General features: G+C 53.2%; 21 protein-coding genes. 9 read left to right on the forward strand and 12 right to left on the reverse strand.

The genetic code is table 11. From position 1 onward, the window contains the following. Nucleotides 1-47 precede the first annotated feature (47 nt). Complete coding sequence (locus tag LZ463_RS10810; RefSeq protein ID WP_489686108.1) at nt 48-1,301, reverse strand: cytochrome-c peroxidase; 1,254 nt, start codon at nt 1,299-1,301, stop codon at nt 48-50. A gap of 718 nt (nt 1,302-2,019) precedes the next feature. Between LZ463_RS10810 and LZ463_RS10815 the strand changes: the two genes are divergently transcribed. From LZ463_RS10815 to LZ463_RS10825, 3 genes are all read left to right on the forward strand, one after another. Further along, on the forward strand, nt 2,020-2,199 hold the full coding sequence (locus LZ463_RS10815) for a hypothetical protein (protein WP_241455639.1): 180 nt from the start codon (nt 2,020-2,022) through the stop codon (nt 2,197-2,199). A gap of 69 nt (nt 2,200-2,268) precedes the next feature. Next, nucleotides 2,269-4,392, forward strand: a complete 2,124-nt coding sequence (locus tag LZ463_RS10820; RefSeq protein WP_241455640.1) for a TonB-dependent receptor — start codon at nt 2,269-2,271, stop codon at nt 4,390-4,392. A gap of 84 nt (nt 4,393-4,476) precedes the next feature. Next, entirely contained in the window at nt 4,477-5,652 is a 1,176-nt protein-coding gene (locus LZ463_RS10825) for a PepSY-associated TM helix domain-containing protein (protein WP_241455641.1), read from the forward strand. A 55-nt stretch (nt 5,653-5,707) separates the two neighbouring features. Here LZ463_RS10825 and LZ463_RS10830 read toward each other — a convergent pair whose 3' ends face one another. After that, nucleotides 5,708-6,613, reverse strand: coding sequence for a LysR family transcriptional regulator (locus tag LZ463_RS10830; RefSeq protein ID WP_241455642.1), 906 nt, complete (start codon nt 6,611-6,613; stop codon nt 5,708-5,710). Nucleotides 6,614-6,760: 147 nt separating this feature from the next. Between LZ463_RS10830 and LZ463_RS10835 the strand changes: the two genes are divergently transcribed. Continuing rightward, nucleotides 6,761-7,543 (forward strand): putative hydro-lyase, encoded by a 783-nt coding sequence (locus LZ463_RS10835; RefSeq protein WP_241455643.1) that lies wholly within the window; start codon nt 6,761-6,763, stop codon nt 7,541-7,543. 16 nt (nt 7,544-7,559) lie between these two features. After that, nucleotides 7,560-8,426 (forward strand): DMT family transporter, encoded by an 867-nt coding sequence (locus tag LZ463_RS10840; protein ID WP_241455644.1) that lies wholly within the window; start codon nt 7,560-7,562, stop codon nt 8,424-8,426. Between the two features lie 12 nt (nt 8,427-8,438). On the opposite strand, the gene LZ463_RS10845 is transcribed toward LZ463_RS10840, so the two are convergent. Both LZ463_RS10845 and LZ463_RS10850 read right to left on the reverse strand, forming a co-directional pair. Next, complete coding sequence (locus LZ463_RS10845) at nt 8,439-10,193, reverse strand: FAD-binding protein (RefSeq protein ID WP_241455645.1); 1,755 nt, start codon at nt 10,191-10,193, stop codon at nt 8,439-8,441. Between the two features lie 194 nt (nt 10,194-10,387). After that, nucleotides 10,388-10,678: a hypothetical protein gene (locus LZ463_RS10850; RefSeq protein ID WP_241455646.1), complete on the reverse strand. Its 291-nt coding sequence runs from the start codon at nt 10,676-10,678 to the stop codon at nt 10,388-10,390. A 205-nt stretch (nt 10,679-10,883) separates the two neighbouring features. Here LZ463_RS10850 and LZ463_RS10855 point away from each other — a divergent pair, with 205 nt between their 5' ends. Continuing rightward, complete coding sequence (locus tag LZ463_RS10855; RefSeq protein WP_241455647.1) at nt 10,884-11,462, forward strand: hemerythrin domain-containing protein; 579 nt, start codon at nt 10,884-10,886, stop codon at nt 11,460-11,462. A gap of 93 nt (nt 11,463-11,555) precedes the next feature. Here LZ463_RS10855 and LZ463_RS10860 read toward each other — a convergent pair whose 3' ends face one another. The 7 genes from LZ463_RS10860 to LZ463_RS10890 form a co-directional block, all read right to left on the reverse strand. Continuing rightward, nucleotides 11,556-11,852 (reverse strand): hypothetical protein, encoded by a 297-nt coding sequence (locus tag LZ463_RS10860; RefSeq protein WP_241455648.1) that lies wholly within the window; start codon nt 11,850-11,852, stop codon nt 11,556-11,558. Further along, entirely contained in the window at nt 11,815-12,198 is a 384-nt protein-coding gene (locus tag LZ463_RS10865; RefSeq protein ID WP_241455649.1) for a hypothetical protein, read from the reverse strand. Before LZ463_RS10865 ends, LZ463_RS10860 begins: the two co-directional genes overlap by 38 nt. A gap of 134 nt (nt 12,199-12,332) precedes the next feature. Then, nucleotides 12,333-12,581, reverse strand: coding sequence for a hypothetical protein (locus LZ463_RS10870; RefSeq protein WP_241455650.1), 249 nt, complete (start codon nt 12,579-12,581; stop codon nt 12,333-12,335). A gap of 184 nt (nt 12,582-12,765) precedes the next feature. Beyond that, nucleotides 12,766-13,071, reverse strand: a complete 306-nt coding sequence (locus tag LZ463_RS10875) for an ArsR/SmtB family transcription factor (RefSeq protein WP_241455740.1) — start codon at nt 13,069-13,071, stop codon at nt 12,766-12,768. A gap of 70 nt (nt 13,072-13,141) precedes the next feature. After that, nucleotides 13,142-13,609, reverse strand: a complete 468-nt coding sequence (locus tag LZ463_RS10880) for an SRPBCC family protein (RefSeq protein ID WP_241455651.1) — start codon at nt 13,607-13,609, stop codon at nt 13,142-13,144. A gap of 173 nt (nt 13,610-13,782) precedes the next feature. Beyond that, nucleotides 13,783-14,247 (reverse strand): SRPBCC family protein, encoded by a 465-nt coding sequence (locus LZ463_RS10885; protein ID WP_241455652.1) that lies wholly within the window; start codon nt 14,245-14,247, stop codon nt 13,783-13,785. A gap of 301 nt (nt 14,248-14,548) precedes the next feature. Beyond that, nucleotides 14,549-15,220, reverse strand: coding sequence for a hypothetical protein (locus tag LZ463_RS10890; RefSeq protein WP_241455653.1), 672 nt, complete (start codon nt 15,218-15,220; stop codon nt 14,549-14,551). A gap of 304 nt (nt 15,221-15,524) precedes the next feature. Here LZ463_RS10890 and LZ463_RS10895 point away from each other — a divergent pair, with 304 nt between their 5' ends. Next, nucleotides 15,525-15,992 (forward strand): hypothetical protein, encoded by a 468-nt coding sequence (locus LZ463_RS10895; RefSeq protein ID WP_241455654.1) that lies wholly within the window; start codon nt 15,525-15,527, stop codon nt 15,990-15,992. A gap of 120 nt (nt 15,993-16,112) precedes the next feature. Here the strand turns inward: LZ463_RS10895 and LZ463_RS10900 are convergent, their stop codons facing one another. Beyond that, nucleotides 16,113-17,375, reverse strand: a complete 1,263-nt coding sequence (locus LZ463_RS10900) for an OmpA family protein (RefSeq protein ID WP_241455655.1) — start codon at nt 17,373-17,375, stop codon at nt 16,113-16,115. A 181-nt stretch (nt 17,376-17,556) separates the two neighbouring features. On the opposite strand from LZ463_RS10900, the gene LZ463_RS10905 reads away from it, so the two are divergent. After that, nucleotides 17,557-17,901: a type II toxin-antitoxin system RelE/ParE family toxin gene (locus LZ463_RS10905; RefSeq protein ID WP_241455656.1), complete on the forward strand. Its 345-nt coding sequence runs from the start codon at nt 17,557-17,559 to the stop codon at nt 17,899-17,901. A 23-nt stretch (nt 17,902-17,924) separates the two neighbouring features. Further along, on the forward strand, nt 17,925-18,293 hold the full coding sequence (locus LZ463_RS10910) for a helix-turn-helix domain-containing protein (RefSeq protein WP_241455657.1): 369 nt from the start codon (nt 17,925-17,927) through the stop codon (nt 18,291-18,293). Nucleotides 18,294-18,304: the final 11 nt, after the last annotated feature.

Below are 18,304 nucleotides of genomic sequence, written 5' to 3' on the forward strand. Positions count from 1 at the left end.
GGATTCTTTTTGGGGAACTGACCGGGCTAAATGGCCCGTTTTGCATGTCAAGGCTTGTAACCGTCCGTGAGCGTCGCCAGGAACTTGACGACATCTTCCACTTCGTCAGGCGACAGGGCTGCGGCCATGCCGGGCTTGCGGTTATAAGGCACTTCCAGCGTATTCACGTTACCGGTGAATGCTGCCGGCAAATCGTTGAACTTGAAGACCGTGCCGTCAGCGGCATAGGGGAACCATTCTTCCGGATTGGTATCACGGCGTACATAGAAACCAACTGCTTCGCGCAGGCTCCTGAACTGGCCATTATGGAAAAACACCTTGCGGGTCGCCACGTTGCGCAGGGTGGGCACCTTGAAAGCGCCGCACAGGTCGGTGCGATTCGCCAGGTCCAGACGATCCGGTCCGCACAGGCCAAGATCAAAGTATTTGGGATCAGCAGTTGCCGGAATCCGCGTATTGCGCGGCAGACCCAGATTGTCATAGGTAAAGTCCGTGAACAAAGGTGCGGCGCCATTGGCACCCTTGCTGCTGGTATGGCAGGCAGCGCAGTTGCCCTTGACCGGATTATTGAACAACGCCAGACCGCGCAATTCTGCATCACTCAACTTGACACGGCCAGCCAGGAACTGGTCATACTTGGAATCATAGGGATGGAAATCGCCGTCTTCTTTCTGGTATTGCTGTAGCGCGAACAGGATGCGTTCAAACGCCGTGTCGGCATTGTCAAAAATGGCATTGCCAAAGGCTGCCTTGAACTCATTGACATAACTGGCTTTTTGCAATTTGGCGACGACATCCGCCCTGTCCTTGTTGGCCATTTCGTGTGCGGCCAGCAAAGGTGTTTCTGCCTGTTGCGCCAGGGTGTTGGCCCTGCCGTCATGGGTAAAGCCGCCGGTCGGCGTACCATCGGCTGCAAAGAAGAAAGCCGGTGTCAGATCCTTGTAGCGCAGGGACGGCACGGCGCGAAAGCCCGGCACATCCAGGTTGGCACCGCCCAACTGCACGCTGAGGTCGTTCTTGGGCGCATGGGCATTGTCTTCATCATGGCAGGTTGCGCATGACATCTTTCCCGAGGCTGACAGACTGACATCCTTGAAGATTTTTTCGCCTACCTGTGCTGCGGCACTCATGCCTGCATCAGGCGCCGTGGGCGTGCCACCCGATGTGTTGTTACCACCGCCACCACCGCAGGCAGCCAGGGCGACCACCAGCAAACCAGCCATGGCCGGACCTAACACTTTTCCCTGGATAAATCGTACTGAGATAGCCCGCACAGGGGCTTCAAAAATTGACTGCATTATTGAATCCGTAAATAGGCCCGGACGGGCCAAGGCATGTATGTATCTGTTTGTGTATCTGCTTGACCCAGATGTCTGTCTTGATGAGCCTGCATGCACCCGACTGGCCTGTATTCACACAAATTTCAGGCAAGTACAGGCAATACAGGGTATGACAGGCACCTGCAATTGACAACGCAAATGAGAATGATTTCTATTATATATTTGTACTACTAGTGATGTAAATCTGTTTGCTTGACGCGGGTCAAGGATTGTCGCTTTTTACTCAGTCATTCCATAGAAAACGAAAGACGTATTACTTATTTAACATGTTTTGTCATGGCGACCAGGCATGACAAATTCACCCTGACGGACAGATGTCCGAATCCCCCTTCGTTTCTCAAATCCGGTCTTAAGTACTCTTTGCTTGCCCTCTCATTTGATAATGATATTGCGAATCATTCTTATTCAATGTAAAATCCACCTCCATTGTTGAAGACTGAAAGCAGGCTTACGATCTTGAAGCACCGGGTTAGCCACACCTCTCCATCAAGCATTTCATCGACGAAGGACCATTTCCCGATGGCCGTCATGGTTCAGCAATCGATGCTGCCGCTTGACGACTTCTGCAGTAACCGTGATGTGCCATGACTTTTTGAGCACCTGTCTGGCGCGACCAATATTCTGTATAGCGAAGGTGAGCGTCGCTCCATCGTCAGAATAATGGGCATTGCACAGTTCGGTGCAACTTCCCTCTTCGGTGCTGGCCTGGTTCAGCAGCGTAGCCCAGGCCAGCTTCGTGATGACGGCTGTCATTGCTAACCCTGCCATGGCTCTGGTCAACCGTCACAGTGCACGCGGCAAGGGCAAGAAATTTGTCATTGATACATCGAAAACACGACAAGAACATGCCGAAAAGTGAGAAAAGTGAGGCCTGATCCCGCACTGAATTCCGTGTCATCAGAATGTAAAACCCAAAAAGAAGGAAGTCATGAAATTGAAGTTGAATAACATCACCCGCATGGTGAGCAGTGCAGTCACTACCATGCTGCTGGCACACAGTGCGCAAGCCCAGACCAGCTTGCCGGAAATCGTGATCAAGGAGAGTGCCCAGCCCGCCGACAAATACGAGGTGACTGAATCAGCTACTGCAACCAAGATGACAACCCAGCTGCGCAATGTACCGCAGATTGTCAACGTCGTCCCCAAGGCAGTGATGCGCGACCAGAATGCGCTGTCGGTGCAGGATGTGTTGCAAAACGTCGTGGGCTTGAGCTTCAGTGTCGGTGACGGCCAGCGCGATCAGGTTGCTATTCGCGGTTTCACTGCGATCACCGATCAGTTCATTGATGGCGTACGCGACGACGCCATGTATTTTCGTGATTTATCCAATATCGAACGCATTGAAGTACTGAAAGGACCGGGCTCCGTGCTGTACGGGCGCGGCTCTGCCGGCGGCCTGATCAATCGCGTCAGCAAGAAACCGAACGCCAACCCGGTGACAGAAGTGGCCGCCACACTCGGCTCTGAAGGCCAGAAGCGCGGTGAATTCGATATCGGAACAACCAGCCAGGACAAGCAGATGCAGTTCCGCCTGACCGGCGCGCTGGAAGATTCCCGCAACTTCCGCAACCAGTACTTCCTGGAAAGGCAAGCCATTGCACCATCCGCCTCATTCCTGCTTCAACCGGGAACCAGACTGACCGTGCAGGCCGATTACCTGAAAGACAAACGACTGGCTGACCAGGGTGTACCCAGCTACAAGGGACGTCCTGTCGATGTCCCCATAGAAACGTATTTCGGCGCAGCCAACGGACGTGACCGTGCGTTTGTGCAGTCTGAAGTCAGCAGCGGCACCGTCACACTGGACCATGCATTCAGCGATACGCTGAACCTGCACAGCGTGCTGCGCGCCTACGATTATTCGCTGGACCGAAACTATACGGGCATAGGCAATATCTCCAGCGGTGCAGCGCCGACTGTCAGCATCGGACAGACACGCCGCCTGCGCGACGAGCGTGGCGTCTACCTGCAAAATGAGTTGAACCAGAAAATACAGTGGGGTACTACCCGTCACCAGATACTGTATGGCGTAGAACTCGGCCAGCAGGACAAGAGTGAGCTGCTGTGGTCGCGCAACAATGTCGCCACCTACAATCTGTTCAACCCTGTCCTGGCCAATCTGTCGCCGTTGCCTGCCAGCCTGACAGCGAGCAACGACAACAAGAACCGGGTTGATATCGCAGCAGTGTATCTGCAAGACCTGGTCACCATTGATTCGCACTGGAAAGTGCTGGGCGGCCTGCGCTACGACCATCTGAAACAGCAAAGGGATGACAGGACCACGCGCAATCTCGACCTGCAACGTACCGACAATACCCTGGCGCCACGGGTTGGCCTGATCTACCAGCCGACCGAGCAGGTTTCGCTGTATGCGGCGTATAGCAAGTCTTTCCAGCCGCTGGCCGATTCTTTCAGCTTTCGCACCAACAGCGATCAGCTGGAACCGACCCAGACCGTCAATCATGAAGTCGGCATCAAGCTCGATATCGCCGCCAGGGCCAGCCTGACTGCCGCTGTATTCGAGATGTCGCAAACCAATATCCAGGTAGCTGATCCGGCCAACAGTAATTATTCCCTGCCGGTAGGCAAACAGCGCACGCGCGGTGTGGAGCTGAGCTTTACCGGCGAAATCGCACCGCAATGGGAACTGATCAGCGGCTATGCCTATATGGATGGCAAGATCGTCGAATCGACTGAACGCACTTCCATCGGTACGCCATTTCAGGGCAACACTGCGGCACTGACACCCAAGCATAGCTTCAATCTGTGGCTCAAGCACAAGTTCAGCGGAGCTTATGATGGCTATTATGTCGCCGCAGGCGGACGTGCAGAATCTGCGCGTTTTGCCTCGCCGGATGACTTGACGGTACTGCCAGGTTACGGCGCGCTACACCTCGGTGCAGGTTATGTCGCGAAAAAACTGGACGTCAGCATCATGCTGAAAAACCTGCTGAACCGGAAATATTATGTGGCTGCCCATAGCGGCGCCAACGACTACAACATGCCGGGTGAACCGCGTTCGGTACTGGTGACGGCTCGTTACCGTTTCTGATCATAGTCCATTAGTGATAGGTGATGGGCGCAGTACTATTGCTGCCCCATCACCAGCTTTCCAGCGATTGAACATTTCACCCACATGTCACGCATCAAACTGACTAGCCGCAAGTTACATCTATGGATAGGTTTACTGTTCGGTATGGTCTTTGTGACGCTAGGCCTGACCGGCAGCGCCATCGCCTGGCTGCATGAGCTGGACCATATGCTGAACCCCGACCTGTTGCAGGTGTCGCCGCCACCGGGTCTGGCTGCTGGTACGACTATCCGTTTCAGCCCTGCCGACATTGAAACCATGGCGGACACGCTCAGCGCCAATCCGCGTTATGGCCGACCGTCGATGCTGGTTTTTCCTGAACACGCGGGCGATGTCGTTGTCGCCTGGTACCGGCCCAGGAGAGCACCGAAGGCTTCCCCGCTGGCGCTGGAAGTCGCACGGCAGGTGATGCTTGATCCGGCCACGCTGGCCGTCACCGGTGAGCGCAACTGGGGCGAACTCGGTCTGTCACGGCGGCTGTTGATGCCTACCCTGTTCCATCTGCATCGCTACCTGGTTGCCGGTGATGTCGGCAAGACGATTATCGGCGTGTCGGGTCTGGTACTGGTGTTGACGGCGATCAGTGGCATCATCTTGTGGTGGCCCAGGATGCATAGAAAAGCCATCTGGCAGGCGATAACCGTTTCGCATGGTGGCTCCTGGCCGCGCTTTCATTTTCGCCTGCACAGGGCTGCCGGTTTTTTTGCTGCACCGGTGTTGCTGGTGCTGGGTTTTTCCGGCACTTACTTTAACCTGCCGACATGGATAGTGCCCGTAGTCAATGCAGTGGCCAGCGTTACCCCTGCGGTCAAGACACTGAACCGCAGCAGCATGCCACAATCACAGATTTCCCCGGCACAGGCGGCATCGTCAGCGCTGTCCCTGTTTCCGCAGGCGCGCGTATCGCGTCTTACCTTACCGGCCAAATCGTCTGCTCCCTATGAAGTGCGATTGCGTCAGCCGGGTGAAATTCGTCAGGGTGACGGCGCAACACGTGTCAGTATCGATTCTGGAGATGGCAGGGTTTTGCGCGTGCAGGACCCGTTGCGGGCGCAAGCCGGGGACACCTTGCTGAACTGGCTCTTCCCGCTCCACAGCGGCGAAGCCTTTGGCCTGGCGGGGCGTATTTTCATCACGTGTTTTGGCCTGATGCCTTTATTGTTTTTTGTGACGGGGCTGTCCATCTGGATCAAGCGTGATTTTAAATCCTTCGCACGCTAAACCCTGTACCCAATCACATAACAGCACACATGGCGGCAATGCAATGAGGCGAGGTTCAGGCAATATCAAACAAACCCGCTTCACCCAGCGTGGCTCTGGCGAGTGGTATCAGCGTGTTGCGTGCCAGGTGAGATACTTCCTGCACATACGACACGAAGTAACTGGCCTTAGGCAGCGCGGGTGTCACCGTCAGTAATTGCACGACACCATGCGCGAGTTTTTTCTGCACGATGGACCTGGGCAAAATGGCAACGCCATGCCCTGCCGCCACCAGGTCCATGATCAGCGCCAGTGAATTGCAATGCCCGCTTTGATCAAAGCGGCAACTGCCTGAACGAAACCATTCAACGACAACTTCATGCAGTGCCGATTGCGGCGGCAGCGTCAGTATCGCCAGTTCAGCCATGTCCCTTGGCGTCAACACTTTGCTGGTGAATTTCTGGCTGACTGATGCAATCCAGTTCAACTCGGCACTGCCCAGGGCCTCATCAGTGATATGCGGGGCCGATACCGGGTTGGTCAGGATGGCGATATCAAGCTCGCGTGCATTGAGTTTCTTGCTCAGCGTTGCACCTATCTCCACCGTCAACTCTATTTTCAGGGCCGGGTACATGGCCTTGACCCGGGTGAGCAGATTGCTTAGTCCCACCATCGCCGTTGACTCATTCACGCCCAGGCGCAGCAAGCCATGTACAGGGTTGGCGATGCCGGGCAGGTTCAGCATTTCGTCGCTGAGTTGCAGTATCTTTTCTGCATAGACCAGCAGCTCACGCCCCACCGGCGTCAGTTCTGCCCTATAACCGCTGCGGTCAAATAATTTGGTGCCGATGATGTCTTCAAGCTCGCGCAGGCGTGCTGTCAGCGCCGGTTGCGTCAGGTGCTGGTGACGTGCTGCGGCATGGACGCTGCCCAGGCGGGCGATCCAGTAAAAACTTTCCAACTGCTGGATGCTTGGCTTCATCGCTTGACTAGATTGACTGGTTTTATATCCGGCTCATATGATAAGAATTTCTTATCATCTTTTGATTATATGATTCATTATCTTTAATTATCTGCCAAATCTACACTTCCTGCATACCCGTTTTTTTTAACGATTGAGGAAGCCCGCATGAAAAATCTCTCTTCGCAAGAAGCCCGCCAGCTGATACGTAAAGGCGACTGGAACAAGCCCACCGCAGGCATGGCTGAAGCCTATGTACAGGTCAACCTGGTGATGCTGCCCGCCGCTGACGCGGCAGAGTTCCAGCGTTTTTGCCAGCGCAACCCCAAGCCCTGCCCCTTGCTGGCCATCTCGGAACCCGGCGACCATGCACCGTCATCGCTCGGTATGGATATAGACCTGCGTACCGATGTGCCGCGCTACCGCGTCTTCCGTGACGGCGTGGCTGTGGCAGAACCTGACAACATCAGCAGCCTGTGGCGTGATGACCTGGTGACCTTTGCCCTGGGCTGCTCTTTCACTTTTGAACATGCCCTGCAAGACGCCGGCATAGGCATACGTCACATAGAGCAAGGCTGCAATGTCCCCATGTACCAGACCAGCATCGCCACCCAGCCTGCGGGCCGTTTCTCCGGCCCCACCGTCGTCACCATGCGTCCCATGAAAGCCGCGGATGCCATACGGGCCATACAGATCAGCTCACGCTACCCTGGTGTGCATGGCGCCCCCATCCACATCGGTGACCCGTCGCTGATAGGCATAAGGGATTTGTCGCAGCCGGAATTTGGCGATGCCGTTGAAGTAAGGCCGGGCGAGCTGCCGGTATTCTGGGCCTGCGGCGTCACGCCACAGCTGGCCTTGCAGCAAGCCCGTCCCGCATTTGGCATCACCCATGCAGCTGGTCATATGCTGATCACCGATATGCGCCACAGTGACTACGCCGTTATCTGAAGACAGGGAACAAGAGATGAGCATCGCCGTCCTGTTTGGCAGCATCGCCGCTTTCATCTGGGGTGCGCAGCCAGTGGTATCCAAGCTTGGTTACCGCGCCCTGCTCACCGTCACCGACCTGACGTTTTTGCGTTACCTGTTAAGCGGCGTGCTGATGTTGCCTTATGTATGGCGGCAGGGCCTGGGCAGTGCCTGTGGCCTGGGCTGGCGGCGTGCATCGGTATTGATATTGCTGGCCGGACCGCTGTACAGCCTGGTACTGACAGGCGGCCTGACCTGGGCGCCTGCATCACACGGCGCCTTGATTTACCCGGCATTCACGCCGCTCTTCAGCACCGTGTTTGGCAGGCTGATCTTCAAGCAGAAAGAGCCTATCTCCGCCCCCGGCCTGGTCTTGCTGGTCATTGGCATGCTGGCTATCGCTACAGAAAACATCATGCATTCAGCAAATGGGGCAGACAGCAGTGCGTGGATAGGCGACCTGTTCTTTGTCGCCGCCGCCATCATGTGGTCACTCTACATCGGCCTGATGCGCAAATGGAAGACCGAACCCATGGCCGTGGTCGGCGTCATACAGGTTGGCGGCTTTGCCTATGTGCCGCTCTACCTGCTGTACAAAGGCAGCGCGATCTTCGATGCCCCCGCACAAGTATTGCTGGAACAGGCGGTTTACCACGGTCTGATCGTCAGCATCATTTCCATCGCCATGTTCAACCACGCCGTGCAGCTGCTGGGCATCAGGGCATCGATGTTTACCGTACTGGCGCCGGTAGTTGGCGTTGCCCTGTCAGTGGCGGTGCTCGGTGAGCAAGCCAGTGTCTGGATGGGTGTGGGGACCATGGCAGTCGTTGCCGGACTGGTGCTGGCCTTGCGCAAAAAATAGCACAATGCAATATCAGTCTCTTTCTGAGAATACGGTTTTCCGGGTAGTAAACAGGTGATTATTGTCCTGACTATAATTTGCCTTGATGTTGCAGAGCCTCTTGAAGTTGTCTGCAAAATAGGTGTTGGTTTCTATCGCATCATCCTTGAAGCTGATGAAAGCCCCGCCGCTACCGGGGATGTCGGCATCGCGGCAGGCTTCAATCCAGTCTTCGGCAAGATTGCTCCAACGCCGGTTTGCCACGATGGCCTGGTTGATTATGCCATGCTGGTCTTCTTTTTCCTGGCCGACGACAGGCTTACCGTTACTGTCAAGGAATTGATTCCACCAGGCCTGGAACTGCAAGATAAAAGGGCGGTCCCGATAGGGAAACGCGCAGCCAATTCCGGCCTGCTTGTAGTGCTGATAAAAGGGGCCGGCAATCGCCAAAATGGTGATGTATTGCTGAACACCAAAACGGGTCTTGCTTTCGTCAGGTATGACCAGGGAAGACTGCAAGGTATTGACCAGAGCTTTGCGGCTGTGAGCGCCCCATCCCTTGCGTCGTCTCTGCCCGCGAAAAAGGAATACATCAAGAAAGCCATCCCAGGGCCAGCGCTGCACAAAAGGGTCAGCCAGACGCGAAGTAATTTTATGTGGCGCCGGGCCACTCCCTTCAAGTTGTATGCCATTCTCACTCGGCGAACCCTGGAAGATCCTGTCCCATGCTTCAAAAGACTCATAGAACAAACTTCCTACTCCGGGTCCATTCACTGAGCCGTGCCCAACCTGCACAGACAGGTCCACTTTAACCTCATAATCTTTGCCAAAATTATTCTTGATCAGTTTCGTTATACCTTCTTTTGGCCCGTCAAAATAACCATAAAGCGTTGCATCCAGCCTGGCACGTGGATCCGGATTTTGACCTGGCGACAAATGAGCCGCTTTTATCTTGAGGTTGGTCCCTATCAATTGCGGATAACGTCCATCGGCAATCAGTTCTTCCCAGATTCTGAGAATTTCCACGGTGGGTCTGTCCGGCTTATCGTTGGCATCGACAAACCTGACTGAGAAACTGTGCAATTTTTCAGGAAGAAGAAAAGGCTCGAATACCAGCTTCGTCACGATGCCATAACTAAAACCACCACCGCCACGCAAAGCCCATAAGAGCTCGGCTTTTTGCGTATGCGCCCCATCCGGGTCACTGACCTCCACCACATCCCCGTTACCTAGCACGATGGTGGCGCCGATCAGACGCTCACACCCCATGCCGTAACGCCGGGTCCACGGCCCCCAACCGCCTCCCAGGGTATAGCCTGTCACACCCACGGTACCACAGGTGCCGTGGGCAATGCCCCAGCCTTTGCTGTCCAGGCGGCGCTTGATTTCCCTGAAGATGACGCCAGGCTCGACGGTGACAATATGACGCCCCTTTGTTTGCGGACTGGCATCTATAGTCGTCACTTCTTTCATATGGCGAAAATCGATTAACCACGCATCGGTTGCCGAGCATTCACCCTCATGATCATGTCCGCCAGATCGAACCCGCAAACTGATCTGACCAGGATGTTCATTCACAAAACGTACAACAGCGCTGACCTGCTCTGTAGAAGATACCAGGATGATGACCTGGGGACGGAACTGGAATTTGGTATTGAAAATCTGCCGCTTCTTTTCATACTCGTCATCCTCGGCAACGGAGTCACATTCAGTCAGTATGTCCAGCGGTGCTTTGCTTATGGATTCGACATAATTTTTCATACTGGCAATCAACGCTTTACTGCTCATGACAACTCCTTTTCATCTTCCAGAAAAATCGTTCTGTCCTCACTGCCGCTCAGATTGCTGTCTGTGGTCACGAGCAAGAGCAGGATTTCGCAGCAAAAAAATGCGGCAAAATACAATGCGTCATCCACAGAGAGATCATCAAAAAATATTGCTTTTAATTCTACATTCCCCTAACTTGGTTAACAAATAGATATTTATTCAAACAGCCAGAACTGTTGCGTTTCAAGCGAAACATGAATCAGAAAAGGCAAGCTGATAGCCATTTCCTGTTTGACTCTGGATTTATTTTTTAATGGACCGGCCTGCAATTTGATTTTTATTGCTTGTTCAAGTGGAGGAAGCAATGGCATGTCGCAGCAATGTTCAAAGGCAGACAGATTATTTATTTGACGATCGAAAAAGAAGCGAGAGGCTTGTCTGATACTGCAATGCCGCATAGAGGAATTGCTCAATTCGTCATGCAGATTTTCACCTTGTAATCTCATGAATCCTGCCTATACTAAACCCCTCTATTAACCTCACTGGCTCGCTGCATGTAAGCCAATTATTTCCCGGTATTGCAAATCGTAACATCACTACTGAAACCGACACGACTCGCTTAACATAGTTTTGCATCACATTATGCAGAGCGAAAAAACACAGATATATCGCGGTCTATTTCTTTAAGGGAGAAATATTTCAGGAGGTAACATGCTCAGTACGACATTGTCAATTATCACTCTTTCTGCCGAACACAAAAAATACAGGGACGACATTGCAAGAATGCTGCAACGCATACAAACCGCCTGGTATGAACAGCAGCGTATCAATCAACAGGAACTATCATCATTGCTGCTTGAACTGAGCCGCTTTCATTCTGCCTGCCACGAACGTATTGTTGAACGCTGCCTGATACCGACCTTGCGCGTCGCGTCCAGCCTGGCAGATAGTTTGATCGCACAACTCGACATGATCAGCGATGCCAGTGAAGCGATTTTAAAATCACTGAAGCAACTTTCATCACCATCAACAACACAAGCACAGGAGGCAGCAGCCAATCCCGACATACACACCGCAATGGAAACCTATTGCGTGCAAATGCAAAAACGCCTGGACCTGGAAGAAAAAGAATTGCTGCCACTGACACTGCATGTCTTAACCAAAGAAGAAGACTGGTTCTCTATCGCCACACAGTTACTGAAAAGGGCCGACACCAATCACCAAAGCCCACCTGTCACAACCAGCTACCTGCCGCCCATGCCCTCCTATTCACCGGACAGGGGATGGTGACAATGTAGCCTGGTGCCAAGGTGCAAGGTCCGCACATGTCCAGCCATGCGATCTGTCTCTGACAGATCGCATTTTTCATTCACATGCCCATGTTCAGCCTTTGAAACGATACGGTTTTTGATTCACCAGTTTCTTGTTCAACTGCACATGTTGACGGAAATGTTCAAGCATGGCGCGCACCCTGCTCAATGAGTGTTCAGGAAATGCCTCGTCATATTTCTTGTCATCAGAGGGTAGTACCCGAACCTGAGCCTGCCTGCGTCTGGCAAAAAATTCATCCATTGATGTCAGCACGACAGGCTCTTCGCTTGATTTCGCCGGTTCCGGGGTGGCAATCATGGAGACCATCGCCTCACGCACGCCGCGTCGTACCTTGCTCCAGTGATTCAAAATTCACCTGAAACAAAAATTTTTCGAATGGCAACCAAACGATGCCAACATAGTACATGCCTGAATGATCTGGTATCGGTGACTTATATTTGAACACACCCACCAGGCATTCCACACCGGCGATGGTTTCCACTGCGATATCAAGCAGCGCCCCTCCGAAACTTTGTGACTGTGCATAAAAAAATGCATGTGCCGCTTTCTCATCCCTCAAATCAAAAGACCAGCTTGCAGGCGGCCCGAAAAGTTGAATCCGCACCGGATCGCGCGTCTCCGTATACCAGGATTGATTGTTTTGAGCATTATCACAACACTCCCAGCCATCTTCATGAAAATGGACATCTGCCATGTTGGGTTTGTAGAAATTGAATATACTCATTTAATCCAGATAAAAATTCACAAGCAAAACACAAGAAAAGAAATGCCTTTGTTAAACTGCCAAAGCGATTTGCTCACAAGCGTCAAACAAACCCAATTGCTGACTTATGAAGTGTGTATAAGTTCTTCCGCCACAACCTGCCCATCGCGCACGACACACCACCCATAAGAGTAATTGAATCGCCCACCACGTTCGGCAGACCAGTGATATTCCCACAGCTGATCAGTAACTGTCATAACGCGTATTATTTTCTTGAACTGCTGCTTGAGACGCTTCCCTTTAACCAGCAAAAGATAATCGTCAACATTGTCTATACGTTGGGTCAGATAAGGTAAAAGAGAAAAATCATTCAAAGGCATCACCTGCTCAAAAAACCATGATGCAGATAATTGTATAACACATGCCAGCAAAGCAAATCCATACTCATGAACTGATCACCGCATTAAAAAATCCTGCAGGTTGGTGCTGAACCTGCGAAACCCAACACCCCCTCTCACCATCATATCGGAGACATCAACACCGACATCGCCAACAGTATCAGGATGATTCCACAAACGCCTTCAAGCTGCCCAGCGCCACTTCCCACTGTTTGCCGATGATGTCAAGCGTGCGCTTGGCTTCGGCAATCTGGTCGGGTTCAAGCTGCCATAACCTTTCACGCCCCAGCTTGATATCGCGCACCACACCAGCCTGCGCCAGCACCTGCAAATGCTTGGTCACACCCTGGCGGCTGATGTCGGTATTGGCGGTCAGCTGCGCAATCGAAAACGCACCGCCGACGCACAAGGCCGCTACCAGCTTGAGGCGAACAGGGTCGCCCAGTGCAGCAAAGACATTTGCCATGGCATCGCTGGCCTGTATCAATGCCGATGCGCCGACGTCCTGCGCTTGCGGTGACGTACCCGCTTTGTCATCAAGCTTCGACATGGCGCGCGATGTTACGGAGCTGGGCTTCCCAGCCATTGTTATTCATGCGGAAGGCTTCCAGGCGGCGGCCTGGGGGCACCTTGTCAAAACCGGCTTCCACCACAGTCAGCATCGTGCCATTGCCGGGTGCGTCATTCAAGGTAAAGGTCACCGAAGTCGGCTCTTCACTGTCATAGTCCACGGCTGGGTCCATGGGGTAGGGGTGCCAACGGTAGGCAAACACGTCTTGCGGGTCAATACGCTCAACGACGACATCAAACTGGATGTGTTCAAATCCCTTGTGAATGATTGGCCCTCTGGTGCGCTGGCCGACAGCAAAGCTCTGGCCTTTGAGATTGGCGCCAAACCAGGTACCAAATTCTTCTGCATTGGTCAATGCGCGCCACACCTTTTCACGCGGGGCATTGATCATGACTTTACGTTCGATACGATCGGTTTCTGTTGTGTTGCTCATCGTGATTCACTCCTGATTTTTTGAATGCCGGACTGACATAAAACTCCACCAAGCATGACTGTATCTTGCCATGGATGATTTTACGTAAGTCCCGTTATAAAAAATAGCCGCTGGTTATGGATGCCGTCACTGAAGCAGTGACGGCTTGTCGGCCGAATTGTCTTCTTGCAGTTTCAGGCAGCCAGGGCTTCTGTCTGCTCAAATGGCGTCCCCTTGCCGGTCTCCAGCAATTGCTGCAGGCTCGACAGGAAATGACGCCAGCCATCATTGCACATGGCATAGCATTCCAGCTCCGGCACCAGCCCGATATGCTCAAAATCCAGCCGCGTGCGCCCCGCACCAGCCTGCGCCAGGCGGAAGATCAGGCGCGTACCCGGCCATTCACGAAGACAGGCAAAATGAGGGTCGCTACTTTGTGCAGCCACACAATGCCACTGCACTTCACGCCCAGGCTCCAGCTTTTCAACGAGCATGCTTTTTTGATGCGGCCCAAAGCGGAAATGACTGGTGCCGCCCACCTCCAATGCCACATCACAATCTGGCGTCCACCATCCCTGCAAACCCTCAGGCGTAACAAGCGCAGCATAGACAGCGGCAGGATCAGCCCCGATCACGAGGCTTTGCTGATAATGACTCATGTGATCACTCCTTAATAATTAATCAAGCAACCAAATGGTTGCAAATGAATTATAGGAGCAGGAATTTATAAATGCAACCAAAAGGTTGCAATAAAATTGATTTGACTGAAGTCACCACAAAGTCAACCCCGCCCAGACCACGGCCCTTGAACCTGACAGCCTGAAAACCACTCATCCCCCTGCAGGAGTAGCTTCAAATTGTCAGCATGCCCGCCTGCCGCCGCTGAACGGCAGCACCAGGCTTCGCCCCCCCTGGTCAGTGCATAGATACGATGAGTTAAACGCGATCACAGCTTCACACTTATTGATTGCCGACCGCATCTTCCAGCAGGGTAACGCTTTTGGCGACCTTGCCTTTCTTTGAACTGAGTATGATCTTGCGATCGTGGTTCTGGTCATATTGGTAGGTTTCGCTGATTTGCTGCCCGGTCAGCAAGTTGGTGCTGATGGTGGAACCCTTACCCACCATGCCATCTGCATCTTCTTCATCCACCCCTATCATTTTCAGGCGCTGGCTGGCGGCATCCAGACGAAAGCGCCAGGTAAAAACTGAGTATTCACGTGAACCGCTGTACTGACTGACGATCAGCACGCCGTTTTTGATGGTGAGGTTGACACCGTCCTTGATGCCACCACAACCACGGCATTGCAGAAGCTTGTCATTACTGCCCGACAAGCTGTAGCCCTTGCCAGCGCTGGCCAGCAGCACGATCAGGCCACGCTGCCTGTCATCGGCGCCAGCGCTGTCCTTACCCTCTACCACGACAGCGGCAATATCGGCCAGGCCATCACCGTTGAGGTCACCGCTGACCTGGTTTTCCACCGTCCAGCCAGGCGGTACAAAATCACGCAGCGCCTGCGCTGTGGCCGGTAATTTTTTGCCGAAGGGTACGCTTTGCTGCGCCTGACTGTTGTCGTGCAGCAGCGCGGTCAGTAACAGGGCGATGAATTGAATAGACGTGGCAAGCTTCATGGACTATTGATCTCTCTGATAAGGCATGGATACATGTGATGTTGATGCGCTCTGGACTCAACACAATGACGCAGATGTGTGCAACGCAGACATGGACATGATACTTGATGTCATCCTCCCCCATCCCGTTGACGCCCACCTGACGGTTAAAGATTTTATTCGTCTATGTGTGCTGGCGCGCAGAAATTGAGGACAATGGCGAGTACACTCATGCAGGTGACAAGATGAATGGCGGGCCTGATGGCAATGTATGGGCATCTGCCCGTCTGTACAGGATATTTACCAATATCAATGAGGTCATGCCATGAAACATTATCAAACAAAAGATAGTACCGGCCATCTTCTGCATGAAACATCCCACATGCCTGCCATCAGGAAACCAGCCACCCCAAAAAAAGCGAGGGTGATTGCCGGAATCATTTCAGCCTTCCTGCTCGTCAACATCTGCATGGCGGCAGATCGCCAGGACACCAGCGCCCGTGCACGTTATGACTATGAGAAAAGCCTCTGCATCAAAGGCCAGACCAATCAATCCAAAGAAACCTGCCTGCGCGAGGCCGGTGCAGCCTTGCAGCAGTCCCGGTCAAACGGTCTTACCACAGAGAGCGAAGATCAATTGCAACGCAACCGCGAACGCCGCTGCGAGGCCCACCCGCCAGCAGAGCGCGAATACTGCCTGCAACGCATGCGCGGGGAAGGAACCCAATCCGGCAGCGCAGAACGCGGCGGCATCTTGCGTGAACTGGTTGTGCCGGTGAAGCCGGGGCAGTAAATTAAGTGGACTGTAGCAGTGAAAAACGAAGTGCCTGCCATACGCGCTCGACCAGGTCAACACATCCTTGCCGCTCCTACGCCATACCCCAAAATACATACTCAGGGATGCCCCCAGGCATTAGCGCCTGCAACCAATTCTGGCCAGTTCCACCCGGCGATTACGTGCACGGCCTGCATCCGTGTTGTTGTCTGCAACCGGGCGTGACTTGCCATAACCTCTGGAAGTCAGTCGTGCCGCATCGATACCATGCTGCACCAGCCAGTTGCGCACGCTGGCAGCACGGGCGTCAGACAGCTTGAGGTTATAGTCATCACCGCCAACATTGTCTGTATGCCCCTCGATTTCCGCCTTGATGTTGGCATCAGTCTTCAGCAATGCAGCAACCTTGCCCAGCACGCTGTCAGACTCCGGCTTGAGCGTGGCCTTGTTGAAGTCAAAGAACACACCATACAGCGGTACATGGCAATCCTTGGCGAATACGCTGCCCAGGTCGGTCTTGCCGACATCGGTAGTGCTGATGGTCAGCGAAGCGGTAAATTCATAATTCAAACGTGCCCAGATGTCGCGCCCGTCCTGCGTGTAATGCGCCACCAGTGAGCCATAATCACGCACGGCAGCAGCACTGGCCGGGAAAACCACTGTCCAGCCAGCCTTGATCAAAGCCTCGCGATATTCACCGATGAACTGCAACTTGGACAAGGTAGTCGGCCCCTGGTAATTGCGCACCTCCACCGCCTGTCCCACCAGTTGCGCCTCTTGCCCCTTGCCGGGTTCCGTCACATCGAGCGGATCATTACCACGCCCCTCACCGATGCGTTTGGAACCAGGCCAGGGCGGCAAATAGGGAATGTCATCATTCACCCCAAATTTTTCAGGCTGCTTACCCGGCTTGGGCACGCTGAAGGCAGCCCCCGCATCCGCAGACTCAATCAACTCCACCCACACCTGCGCCTGCGGCGCATCCATCTTCACCGCCGCCCAGGCCTGCTTGCCACCCGCCTGATACCGCATGGTCCAGCCCGACTTGCTCTCGTCCGAGCGAACTGTCTGCCACCCCCCTTTGCCAAACACCGCCTGCATGGCGTTATAGATGCGCGCCTCGCTACCGTTGTAATAACCGAGCGCAGGCTCACCCGCCGCAGGCTTGTAAGTCATCCAGCGCGCAAACCGCTTGCCCTTGAAGACCTTGGTTGTGCCAGCATTGTCAACAGCAAACTCAGCCTCGGCCACATTCTCCGCCTGCAAAGCCTGATCAGGATTCAACACCACCTGCGGCGGGAACTTCACATAATCAGGAAAACCCAGATCAGCCCAGGCGGGTGATGCTTGCAGACAGGCAATGACTAACAACAGGATGGGTAACTTGAAAAACTTTGGCATAAGAATTCCAGGTGATTGGGGCATCGATAGACAGAATTATATTAACCTGAGAACAAAACCTTGATCAAGGTACATATCTGAGCCCAGCTCTCTTGCGATAGCCTGAACCACAATGAATTACGTACTTCCCGGATACTTAAGACAATTTTACGCATACGCCAATGACGTATAACATATCAATATGACAAAGCGCCAGCATATTGAAAGAGTGCCTAAGGTTTTTGTTGAAACTACGATTTTCACCAGCCAATTGAAAGGCTTGTTGACCGTTAATGAGCACAGGCAATTACAAAACGAACTCGTAGAAAACTCCGAATCAGGCAACCTGATCAGTGGCGACGGAGGTATTCGAAAGATACGTGTCAGTTACGGTGACAAAGGCAAGAGCGGCGGAGCAAGGGCAATCTACTATTTCAGGGCCACAGATGATCAAATCTACATGCTGGTAATCTACCCCAAATCAGTCAAAGACAATTTATCCGCCGCCGAAAAAGCCATACTCAAAGAGTTGGTAAAATCATTGTAAGTCGCAGATACAAGGAGTAAAAAATGGACAAAGAATTATTCGCCTATTTGGTCACCAGCCTCACAGAAGCAGGGAAAATCGCCAAAGGCCAGGCAAAACCTCCTCGTATCACGACACTGGAAAAATCTGGCAAGACAAGCAAAGGCCCGGCAAAACCAAAAAACAAAACGGCAACTGCGCCAGTGATTCAACATAAAAAAATCGATGCCAGAGAAGTTCGTGAAAAAACCGGTCTGTCACAAAGCGATTTTGCCATAGTCATGAACGTCAGTATCAAGACCCTGCAAAACTGGGAGCAACACAGACGCGAACCGACTGGTGCGGCAGATTCCCTACTCAGAGTATTTGCCGCTGCGCCGGAGTTGGTTTTGAAGGCTTTGCATCATTCTTGATTACTTATATT

Origin of the sequence: Undibacterium paludis (assembly GCF_022568815.1) — a bacterium.
In the GTDB taxonomy this organism is placed as follows: domain Bacteria; phylum Pseudomonadota; class Gammaproteobacteria; order Burkholderiales; family Burkholderiaceae_D; genus Undibacterium.